Source organism: Virgibacillus carmonensis (assembly GCF_057836705.1).
Window position 1 is genome coordinate 1 of record NZ_JBYQFJ010000053.1, and the last position, 11,419, is coordinate 11,419.

Consider the following 11,419-nt stretch of genomic DNA (forward strand, 5'->3'; position numbering starts at 1 on the left):
TACATAAGGGTGATGATGAACGTGTCACCAAACAATCAAAATTAGCAGCTATAATTTGTTTTGGAATAGCTTTAGTAGTCCCCCCTTATAGCTTTAATAACAAAATAAAGTATTAAGCAATACGATCGGGCGCAATTTTGGAGTAAAGGCTTGCGCTTTTTTTAATGGATCGGGCCATATTGTTACATAGTTAATAAGAAAAAATATTAAAGGTGAGGATTAATATGAAGCAATTAACATTTCACGAGCTACAGAACTACCTAGCATTAAAATACAAAGAAGGACGAACTTCAACTGCCTTATTTATGAAACTAGTAGAAGAAATAGGTGAGGTAGCAGAGGTACTAAACCAGTTAGAGGGGCGAAAGGCGAATACAGAAGAAACCTCTTTAGAAAAAGAGCTAGTTGATGTTATACACTACACAGTGGCCATTGCGAGCATAAATCATATTGATTTATCAAAGGCCATCATTAAAAAGGATAAACAAGCTGCAATTAAATATAATCAATCTCCTAATTTAGAAGATTTTTTAACAGTACAAAATAAAGAAAATTGACCTTAAAAATATCCTTTCTTCCGCAAAAGGGCGCGTTACTTGAAGAAGAAGCAAATAAAAAAAGGCTTAGAGATAAATTCTCTAAGCCTTTTTTTATTTATGTTGAATTCTAAACTGTATCATATACCTTGTAATTCAACATACATTGTTATACAATGCATGCAATAAGAGTTGGAGGTAATCTCAGTGGATAAAGAGTTAATGAAAGGAAGCATCGAAATTTTACTACTTTCTTTAATGGCAGAAAAAGATTGCTATGGGTATGAAATTACAAAAAAACTAAGAGTATTAAGTGACGAAACTTACAATATGAATGAGGGAACACTTTACCCGGCGTTAAAGCGGTTGGAAAAGAAGGAATGCTTGATTTCTTATTGGACTGAAGAGAAAGACGAAAAAAGGAGAAAGTATTACTCGATAACTGAAGAAGGGGAAAAAGTTCTAAAACAAAAGGTTAACAATTGGAATCAAATAAATCAGCTAATTAATCGAACAATGGAGGGACTGTTGTGAACAAGGTAGACAAATATGTCAAAAATATTATATCTGATTTACCAATGGAGGAGTTAGCAAAAGAAGAGCTGAAAGAAGAGTTGATTTCTCACCTTAACGAACACGTAAATGATCTCATGATTAGCGGAGATACATATCAAGATGCAGTTAAAAATGCAATAACGTCTTTTGGTAACAGTCAGAAGATAAATTCAGAAATGAAAAATATAATGTTCCCAGTATATAAAATAGTGAGGTTTTTAATGTGCGCCACTCTGGTTGCAGGATTTATGTGGACGATTGCATACTATATAAACGGATATTATCACCGAGACTTAGGTAACTTTTTTCAAGATGGTGGAATTGGAGTTTTTTTAATCATAACTTTAATTACAGGAATATTTGAAGTTCTTTATGAGGCATTAAAAGGTAAAGTAAAGTGGATAAAGAATCCGTGGAGTTTTTTTATGATTCCATCGATGATTATTTGTGCAATTATGTCTATTTCTGTATTTCAGCATCCTGAAAATTACGTCTATGGGTTTTGGGTAGATATATTCTTTTTGCCATTAGTTTCTTTTGCATATCTTAATTCTAGACAACTTTTTACGTTCCTGTTTGTTAATAAAGAACGCAGCAGGTTTGTGAAATAATAAGAGAATATTGAAATAGAGAAAGGATTGGTAAAATGGCGATTGTTATAGGGTATGGAATTGCATTTATAAGTGCGCTTGTAGCTTATCAGCTAAGCGTAGGTAAACCGAAAAATAAAAAATATAAGATATGGGGTCATAGCTCTTATGGTACCAATTTCACCGGCTTTATCTTTTGCGATAGGGTTAACCTATGCAGTCATTGTAGAAAGTGGTTGGGGAGCATTGATAATGTGGTATATTTTCCCTCTTATCTTCATAATCGGACTCGTTATGTTATTGGTTGGTATTTTCAAGAAAGAAGAAACAGAAATAATTTGAGCTGTTCAACTAAAGGGCGCTTTTCTGGAATAAAAAGGGCCAGATTGTTGCATAAAGGTTTAGCAATTGAGAAAAAATTATTGACGGTTATGTGCGGTAAACTTGACTCTGCCAATAACGTTAATAATTCTATCTAAAAAGGAGGAGTAATCATGTATTTAGAAATTTATCTTTATCCAGTACTGGAAGAAAACAAAGAACAATTTTTGAAAATTAATCGAGAAGCTGAACGTATTTACAAAGAGTATGGTGCGATCGAGAGCGAAACATTTACTGCTGCATCCATTCAGCCGGAATATGGTTGTTCAGGAATGGTATCGGCAGTTGAACTACACGAAAGCGAGATACTTATGTTAGAAATTAACCGTTATCATAATAAGGATCACCATAGTCAGGTTTTGGAGAAAGTTGATAATGATGAACAGATTGAAAAGTTATATAATCAAATGATAAAGGTGATTGATGTGGGTCGAACTGTCCGTGGTGAATTCGGATAACCGTAACAAAGAAAATGGATTCTGCCATAATAGGGCGCTTTTCTGGAATAAAGATAGCGCTCACTTTTCATTTAAAGGGCCAGTTAATGGAATAACTTGAGGTTTAATCTTGAGAAGTAGCCGAAATAATTTTATATAAATATTTTAAATAAAAGGAGCCTCTTATGTAGCAATTTGCTATATAAGGTTCTCCTTCATTTTAAATTGCGCTACTATTGTAAAAGAAGGGGAGGGATGTTTTATGTCTAGTAACTTTAAATTAGACATGGTCGATAATGGGTTGGACTTTCTACTAAAATCACTTGATAATGATGGTACTGAGGAACATTTAAAGTACTCGATAATTAATTTGCATGCAGGGATACAATTATTATTGAAGGAACTCCTTTTTCAAGAACACTGGTCGCTTATATTTCAAAAAATAGAACAAGCAAAAAAAGAAAAGTTGATTTCGGGCGACTTAGTGAATGTCAATCATGATACCCTAATCCAAAGGTTACAAAATATAGCTGAAATAAAACTTGATGAACAATTAATAAAGGAATTGGTGCTACTCAGAAAAGATAGAAATAAAATAGAACATTTTCATTTTGATGTAACTCCAGATGTATTGAAGTCAAGAATTGTAAAGATCTTAACCCACTTTATTCCGTTTATAAAGACTGAAATGGTAGAAGAAGGTTTAATAGAATCTGATGATGAAAGATACACACAAATAATAGAACAGCTAAATGAACTTGATGAATATATAAATGAAAGGATGGTGTTACTGGAGGACAATTTGGACTATATAGATATCGTTTTGAAATGTCCAAATTGCTATCAAGAGGCAGTTGAATTTAATAATGAGTCTGATGTATTTTGTCACTTTTGTAATGAGAATATATCATTGTTTGCGGAAAGTTATATCGATAACTTTGTTGATACTTATAGTTACATAAAAGATGGTGGAGAAGACCCTTTACATGAATGTCCTGATTGTGAAATGGAGACATTAATGTGTTTAGATGGACACCAATACATTTGTTTAACATGTGGGGTAAGACCAATACAAGATCAATTAACAACCTGCGATGGACCAAGGTGTAATGGAATGATTGTATATAGGCAAGAAGATAGGGCCTCTTTTTGTGGTTATTGTTTGGATTACTTTAAACATGCTTAAACCATTATATGGGCAAGGAATGTGACTAATTTTGTTAATTAGAAAAAGGGATATATCTTAAATAAGGTATTATTTTACGTAAAGCAGACTATGAGTAATATTTGGTACAAGATATAGAATCTAAAGGGAATTCCCTTATTATAAATTTTATTTTTATGGGGATTGATTAAGCACTAAAAAAGGGGCATTGATAGTGGGCAATATATTTAATACGTTAAAGGGTGTATCAGGAGATGTAGTATTAACCCAGGGAAATTACAGTTTTAAAGCTGTAATTAATGATTTTGGAAATGCAAAATATATTAATATTGTTACCTATAATATAACAACTTATGGTGAGTCAGAATTACTTAATATAATTAAAAAAATTCCTATTGAAGTTCCGGTAAACATTTTTTTAAATGTACCTAAGAAATCATTTGGAAGTGCTGATGCTTCTAAGCAAGTTTATTGGTATTTACAAACGTTAGAGAGGTATAAATTCAATGATTTAAACGTTTTCTTTAACTTTTCTAACCATGCGAAACTTATTATGACGGATAATAAAGCCTATATAGGTTCGCAAAATTTTTCAGATGCAAGTTCTGACAAAATGGAGTTAGGTTTTATAGTTTATGATAGGAATAACGTGACTAGCATTAAAAATAATATCTTTGATATTATTAAAAATTATTCAATTAGATATGCCACATCTGATTATGTAATAAAAATTGAAGAGTTACAGAGTGTCATGGAAGGAATCTTTGATAACTTACGTTACAACCTTTTTACATTTGTAGGCGATGAGCCCTATATATCTGAGCATGAAACATTTAGAATTAATGATGCCTATTTCCATAAGGAAGAATGGTCTAGATTTAAGGAATTGGATAAGAGTCTATTTGAGATTATTAATGTGATAAGTGAAGAGTACGAATATGTATTTAATAATACCAAGGCAGAGTCTTTAAAAGAAAATATTAAAACACATTTGAACTCATTTATATCCCAATTAGATGAATTTGAGCAATACTTAGATTCTTACGATTTCAGGTTATGGGATCGTTTTTATACAATAGATAACGGAGATACTGATTCTACCATGAACACAGTATTACAAGAATTGCACGAAGAACAGGATTCTAAATTTGGGCATCTAAATTATCGTGGAGATGAACTGCTTAAAGAGTTCAAACAAATAAAACCTACAATAGAAAGTGTACTTGAATTAGTTGAAGAGATAAAATTTGAAATGCTGAAGAATACAGTTTATGAGAATAGGGAAAAAATTTATTAAGTGATTACAAATGGATAGTAGGATGTGTTTTCTTAAAAAAATTTTAGTAAAACAAACTATCCATTCATTTCCAAAAATACTATGATCACAGATATTTACTTCAGGTATATTTGATAGTAAATATTCCGTTCATATAAAATAGTCAATGAATAAGGTTAAGCTGCACATGTTTGGGCCTATGAAAACTGTAACAGATGAGGAATAAAGAGGAATTAATGCTAATTATAGTTGCTAGTCTACATTCAATAAATGGGCACACTTTCGGAATTAAGAGCTGCGTCTCTAAATTGCCATTGTTGGGGCAGTTTGTTGCATAAAATCAATCTCATTTAAAAAGGAAATTGATATAATTCTTCAGCAAAGATAAAGTACTTAGGAGGAAGACTATGGAATACACAGTAGAACGTTTTGATGCTAGACAATGGAACGATGATCAGATGGATGAACTTTTCTCGGAGGGTTTTCCCCCGTTCATTACATCCGACCCAATCGCTAAAAATTACATAGAACGTGTATGGGAGTATTTTGGGGAATACAATATAATTCTCGTTAACTCAGATAATCAACCTGTAGGAAGTGGTTGGGGCGTACCAATTCAATGGACTGGAGAGATAACTGATTTACCCTCGGGTTACACTGATTCCTTGGTTCGTAGCGTCAAGGAATATGAGAACAAAATGACACCTAATACATTTGTGATTTGTGCAGGTATTGTCAATCCGAATTTTTCAAGAAAAGGTTTAGCAGGACAACTTATTCTTGAGTTTAAAGAACTTGCAACCAAATTTAGTTTACCAAATGTAATCGCGCCTATACGACCAACGCTCAAGCATAAGTATCCTCTAACACCCATCAATACATATGCTCAATGGGTTCGTTCAGATGGTTTACCATTTGACCCATGGTTAAGAACTCACGTCAGAGTGGGTGGAAAGGTCGTATGTATGGCTCAGCATTCACAGACCATGACAGGTACCGTAGAACAATGGGAAGAGTGGACACACATGAAATTACCTTCTACTGGACATTACGTAATTCCTGATGGAATAAGCAAATTATACATCGATAGTGAACATGATGTGGGTACATATACTGAACCTAATGTTTGGGTTCAGCATCGTTAGCTTTTATTTTTAAGAACAGATTTTGGAGTTAAGACATATCCCTAGTTATTCCAGAAAAGGGCGCGCTAATCGAATAAGAGGGCATTCTTCTGAAACGGGCCATTGTGATGAATGAGGCCTATTGAACCAGTAGACAATGAAGGGGTGTTAGAAATAGGAATATTTTTTCAGGGCCAACAAGAGCAAGAAAAAAGCACAAAACCAATGATAATATTTAGATGGATAATTTCAATATTAGTGGTGACATTATTTGTATTTGGCATTATTAATGATGTAAACTTCGGCTTTATAAAATGGATATTTATATTGTTAGGAGTTGGTTCTATATTTGATGGTATTGAAAAATATCTTCAAAAAAAGTCCAGAAAGACATATCTTGTTCAGTTTGGATATGCCTTTGTTTGGTTTGCATTAGCATTTACATTAGCTATTTAATGCGTAATGAATTAATTGAAAACCTTGAACCGGCTCTTCAGCAAAAGGGCGCGATTCTCTAATAAAAGATCGCGCCATTATCGCATATACAGGCCATATTGTGAAATAACGCAGTTGATTATCTTTCAATAAATATTGCCAATACACTGCGAAGAATTATACTTAACAAGACATAATAGTCTAATTCAAGGAAATGGGTTAAATTAAAATGATAAATACAAAAAATCCACTTATCACTAAAGCTTATATAGTAGATAATAAATTCCAAATAGAGGTGGATTTATATGCCTAAAATTGACAATATGTTAGCAATTCTATGGATGCTTAGCACAGGTAAAAAAATTACTGCGAAACAAATTTCGGAAAATTTAGAGATGAATATAAGGACTGTGTATCGTTATATTGATTCACTCTCAACAAGTGGTGTACCTATAATTTCAGACCCAGGACATAACGGTGGATACACTTTATTGAACAATTTTATTGAGGCTCCTCTTTTTTTTGATTTTGAGGAGCAAACTTCACTATTTCACGCTGCTATTTTTGCAGAAGAAGCCGGATATTATGGAGGTGAAGCACTAAATAGGGCCATTTCAAAACTAAGTAAATACTCAAATCAAGAGCAGGAAACAAAGATAAACCAACATTTAAATAGTCTGGAAGTAATAAGTCGATTAAGTTCACTCTCTATGGAGCCTTTTTTGAAGGAGTTGGAGCAGGCCATAGCTGATGTGTGCTCAATAAAAATTCTTTACCATAAAAGTGGCGAAAAGCAATTAGATTATAGATTGGTCGATCCGTACAGAATTATCTTTTGGAATAATAAGTGGTATGCGATTGGATTTTGCCATCTTAGGAATGATATTCGTAGTTTTAGAGTAGATCGAATTGAAAATCTAATGCTAACCGAAAATAAGTTTAACCGGCCGGAAAACTTTTCAGGACGTGACTCTTTTATGAAAAATCTTCTTCCAACTATAGAAGATAAGGAAGGGATTATCTCTTTGGTTATCAATGGGGATAAAAGTGTATTGGCTGATATTTGCCAACATGGTTTTTAGGACATTATTTACAAGAACGGACTTCAAATCAAGCAGTTTTTCTTCTTGAAAAAGATGTGATACATACATATGTACCCTATTTACTTTTACCGTACAATAAATCTATTAAAGTTATTGAGCCAATAAGTCTTAAGAAAAGACTTATTGAAGTTCTGTCGGAATTAATAAAATTTCATCAAATTTGATTACTTCCCTGACGCTAGGTGTCAGGGAAGTAATGTTATAGTTGGATATATAAAATGTGATTGGAGTGTTATTGGATGCAAACAAAAAAAGTTTTTCTATATGTATTTAATACAATGTCGGACTGGGAATATGGATATTTAATTGCTGAACTAAACTCAGGAAGATATTTCAAAAAAGATTTAGCACCTTTAAAAGTAATTACAGTAGGAGCTAATAAAGAAATGATTACTACTATGGGAGGACTGAGCATAAAACCAGATATTTCCCTTGATGAATGTATTCTTGATAGTAAAGATCTTTTAATTTTACCAGGAGGGACTACTTGGAGTGAAGAAATTCATCAACCTATCTTGGAGAGAATTGGCCAAGCTTTAAAGCTTGGCACTATTGTTGCTGCAATTTGTGGTGCAACTGATGCCCTCGCGAATATGGGATACTTGGATACTAGAAAGCATACAAGTAATAACTTAGAATATACTAAAATGGTATGTCCTACCTATAAAGGAGAAAAGTTCTATGAGTTGGAATCTGCGGTATCTGATGCGAATTTAGTTACTGCATCAGGAATAGCTCCTCTGGAATTTGCGATGGAGGTATTGAAAAAAATAGATGTATTTGCACCAGATACATTACATTCATGGTATAACCTAAATAAGACTCATAAACCTGAATACTTCTTCCAGTTAATGAATTCAATAAATAGCTGAGCTAAAAAATCAACTTAGCAGTTTTATATTAGTTCAAATAAAAAAATGAAGTAACCGAAAAGCTCACTTTTTCTATTTTGTTTTGCAAAGAAGTTGGGCTTTTTATTTTGAAATTTCCTTATCGTTGTAAATCTGCATTTTCCTGACGCTACACCTTTAGAATTGGTGAGGTACCTTACTAGCAACATGAGCCTTCCATACAGTTATTAAAACGCTTATCTTTTACCAAAGAAGGAGTATTAAGAGGTTATCTTTTTCAAAATAATCGGTCCCTCGATGCGCCTAATTTTTTTGTTGTTACGAACATACCAGATCTAAAATGTTATAAAGCATGGGGCGCATTTCCAGAATAAGGATCTGCGTCCTAACTTATGAATCAGGCCAGTTTGTAGAATAAAATATCCCCACTAAGCTAATGACGAGTTTAGTTTGGTAAAAAAGTTTTGAATTATGATAAAGTTAGATTAATACCCTTTAGGAAGGATGTATACTGTTGATTAATGAACTAAATACGAGAGATTTTTATAAATGTAAAAGTTTAATAAATGAGAAAGGCAATTTAGAAGTTAAAGCAGTAATTGAAGGGATTAATCCTGGACGCATATTTGTAGATAATAACGATTCACCTAATACTGGACTTATTTGGTTAGGTAATAATGATGGTTTTTTCTTTATCGGTGATGAAGAGAATAAGATGTTTAATAACGATGTAAACGATTTTTTTGATAGAAAAATATTCCCTGAGGCGAAGAAACTTCAATTAAATTATTTTATTGGAATAGGTAATCACCAAAGATGGAATAAGACCATCGAAAACATATTTGAACATCGTCAATTGAAAATGTCGACTCAAAAAGTTTATGAGTTACAAAAAAATACTTATAAGGCAAAGATTAATCCTACTATTGAACAAGAATACAAGGTTTTAAAAATAGATAAAGTTCTTTATGAAAACGATGAAAATTCAATTGATAACATTGAATTTTTACACTTAAAAATATTAGAATTTTGGTCTTCACCCGAGAATTTTTTTAACAGAGGAATTGGCTATTGTATTGCTTACAATAATAAGATTGTGAGTGTATGTTTTTCAGGATTTGTAGTTGGAAATATGCACGGTGTAGATGTAGAAACACTAGAGGAACATCAAGGGAATAAATTAGCTCAAAAGATAGCCGACCATCTTGTAAAAGAGTGTGTGAACAATGGTATGGTTCCGTACTGGGATTGTATGGAGACAAACAAGCCCTCCAATGCAATTGCGCAAAATATAGGGTTAACAAACGTTTTCAACTATGTAGTATATATTTTTCCATTTGAGTGAAATACATACATTATGTTCTTGGAACTTCACATGGTGGCATCAGTTGAGCATCTTTGCAAACGGGCGCAGTTGCGTAATAAATTTTTTTATCAGTTGGGCCATTATACGGAAGATCAGATGGGTATTAGAGACATGATAGGAGGAGTTATCATGGATTACAATTTTAGTGAAATATCACAAAAACAAGCAGAGAAAATTTCAAACTGGCACTATGAAGGGGAATATTCTTTTTATGATTATGAGAATGATGAAGAGGATATAGCTGAACTCTTAAGTCCACGCGGCGATATTTACTACATGGTTAAAAAGGATGACGAAGAAATCGGGTTCTTTTGTTTTGAAACTGAGGAAGGTTCCGTTGAGATTGGGTTAGGTATGAAACCTGAACTAACTGGAAGGGGGAAGGGTTTTGATTTCTTTAAAGCTGGACTAAACTTTGCGATTTCAAAATATAACCCTAACGCTTTCGGTTGCTACTTTTAATAAAAGGGCTATAAAGGTCTATAAAAGAGCAGGTTTTAAATCTGTTAAAACCTTTATGCAGCAAGACGAGGATGGTAGTCAGGTTGAATTTTTGAAGATGCAATATAAAAAGTAAAGTAAACAGTTTTAAGTGTTTAATGTGATTGCTACAAACGGGCACGATTGCGTCCATATTGTACAATCGGGCCATATTGAGAATATTGTGTTGGTGACAAGAAAACAGAATGAGTAATGCAGGAAATTAATGTTATTTACACTTTGCTACGGGGGGGGTACTTATGAAAACTCATTATTATTTAGGTTGGTTTAGAAACTTTTTTCCTGAGAATCTGAGAAAGGTTTTAAAGGAAGATATCATTGATAGAAAATCAATTGTTATGATTAGCTCGAATCCGTCTCTTTATGAAGATAATGGTGCCACTGAACGGTCATGGCTTGATCAGGCAGGCATTAAGTTTGATGAATATCATTTAATTAATTATCGGGTTCAAAAGGAAGATGCTCAAACGTTAATTCACAATGCTTCAGTTATTTTTTTGCTGGGTGGAAATACTCTTAAACAAAATGTTTTTTTGATGGAATATGAATTGTCGGATTGGATTAAAAAAAGCAGAGCAGTTGTGGTGGGGGCAAGTGCTGGTGCAATTAACATGTCTGCTAAATGGTTATGCTCAATAAACTTTGGAGATGAAGTTGAAGGAAGCTCTGTTTACGAAGGAATCGGCCTTGACGAGTTTTCCGTCTTAGCTCATTTTGATCTTGAAAATAACATGGAGCTTGTTCATAGAGAACTGTCTCCCTTGTCAGAAGAAATAAATATTTATGCGTCGAACAAAGATTGCGCTGTTCGTATAAAGGGAGACAAAATTGACATTATTGGGGATGTATATTTAATTTCTCAATCAAAAATTCAAAAATTGGATGCGACGATCTAGTTTAGGTGAATGGCTAAAGATTAATTGTATTCATTTCTTTATGCAAAGCTTCTATTTTAAGTTTAGTGAAAGTGAACTACGTAAAATAGGATTGTTACTTCGTTATCCAGAAAGCATAGATGTGCAGAACGGTCTTCAGCAATCGGATGCGCTTTTCTTGAATAAGGAGAAGGGCCAAGGATAATTTGGCTGAATAAGACTTA

At 33.1% G+C, this 11,419-nt stretch carries 12 protein-coding genes and 2 pseudogenes; all 14 read left to right on the forward strand.

What is annotated here, in order from left to right; genetic code table 11:
- Positions 1–224: 224 nt before the first annotated feature.
- The 14 genes and pseudogenes from AC3G7N_RS19900 (at position 225) to AC3G7N_RS19965 (ending at position 11,216) form a co-directional block, all read left to right on the forward strand.
- Positions 225–557 (forward strand): MazG nucleotide pyrophosphohydrolase domain-containing protein, encoded by a 333-nt coding sequence (locus AC3G7N_RS19900; protein ID WP_489423908.1) that lies wholly within the window; start codon positions 225–227, stop codon positions 555–557.
- A 186-nt stretch (positions 558–743) separates the two neighbouring features.
- Complete coding sequence (locus AC3G7N_RS19905) at positions 744–1,070, forward strand: PadR family transcriptional regulator (protein ID WP_489423909.1); 327 nt, start codon at positions 744–746, stop codon at positions 1,068–1,070.
- The gene (locus AC3G7N_RS19910; protein WP_489423910.1) at positions 1,067–1,702 is read left to right on the forward strand and encodes a permease prefix domain 1-containing protein; all 636 of its coding nucleotides are present in this window, start codon (positions 1,067–1,069) and stop codon (positions 1,700–1,702) included. The genes AC3G7N_RS19905 and AC3G7N_RS19910 overlap by 4 nt, the downstream gene beginning before the upstream one ends.
- Positions 1,703–1,849: 147 nt before the next feature.
- Positions 1,850–2,023 carry a hypothetical protein gene (locus AC3G7N_RS19915; protein WP_489423911.1) on the forward strand — a complete coding sequence of 58 codons (174 nt, stop codon included), beginning with the start codon at positions 1,850–1,852 and terminating at the stop codon, positions 2,021–2,023.
- Between the two features lie 152 nt (positions 2,024–2,175).
- Positions 2,176–2,520 carry a DUF1428 family protein gene (locus AC3G7N_RS19920; protein ID WP_489423912.1) on the forward strand — a complete coding sequence of 115 codons (345 nt, stop codon included), beginning with the start codon at positions 2,176–2,178 and terminating at the stop codon, positions 2,518–2,520.
- A gap of 241 nt (positions 2,521–2,761) precedes the next feature.
- Positions 2,762–3,685 carry a hypothetical protein gene (locus AC3G7N_RS19925; RefSeq protein ID WP_489423913.1) on the forward strand — a complete coding sequence of 308 codons (924 nt, stop codon included), beginning with the start codon at positions 2,762–2,764 and terminating at the stop codon, positions 3,683–3,685.
- Between the two features lie 193 nt (positions 3,686–3,878).
- Positions 3,879–4,961, forward strand: coding sequence for a phospholipase D-like domain-containing protein (locus tag AC3G7N_RS19930; protein ID WP_489423914.1), 1,083 nt, complete (start codon positions 3,879–3,881; stop codon positions 4,959–4,961).
- Between the two features lie 386 nt (positions 4,962–5,347).
- Positions 5,348–6,085, forward strand: a complete 738-nt coding sequence (locus AC3G7N_RS19935; RefSeq protein WP_489423915.1) for a hypothetical protein — start codon at positions 5,348–5,350, stop codon at positions 6,083–6,085.
- 111 nt (positions 6,086–6,196) lie between these two features.
- Entirely contained in the window at positions 6,197–6,520 is a 324-nt protein-coding gene (locus AC3G7N_RS19940) for a hypothetical protein (RefSeq protein ID WP_489423916.1), read from the forward strand.
- A gap of 284 nt (positions 6,521–6,804) precedes the next feature.
- Positions 6,805–7,766, forward strand: a pseudogene (locus AC3G7N_RS19945) (helix-turn-helix transcriptional regulator).
- A 75-nt stretch (positions 7,767–7,841) separates the two neighbouring features.
- Positions 7,842–8,474: a type 1 glutamine amidotransferase family protein gene (locus AC3G7N_RS19950; RefSeq protein ID WP_489423917.1), complete on the forward strand. Its 633-nt coding sequence runs from the start codon at positions 7,842–7,844 to the stop codon at positions 8,472–8,474.
- 493 nt (positions 8,475–8,967) lie between these two features.
- Complete coding sequence (locus AC3G7N_RS19955; RefSeq protein ID WP_489423918.1) at positions 8,968–9,798, forward strand: GNAT family N-acetyltransferase; 831 nt, start codon at positions 8,968–8,970, stop codon at positions 9,796–9,798.
- Positions 9,799–9,948: 150 nt separating this feature from the next.
- Positions 9,949–10,396, forward strand: a pseudogene (locus AC3G7N_RS19960) (GNAT family N-acetyltransferase).
- Positions 10,397–10,559: 163 nt separating this feature from the next.
- Entirely contained in the window at positions 10,560–11,216 is a 657-nt protein-coding gene (locus AC3G7N_RS19965) for a Type 1 glutamine amidotransferase-like domain-containing protein (RefSeq protein WP_489423919.1), read from the forward strand.
- Positions 11,217–11,419 lie beyond the last annotated feature (203 nt).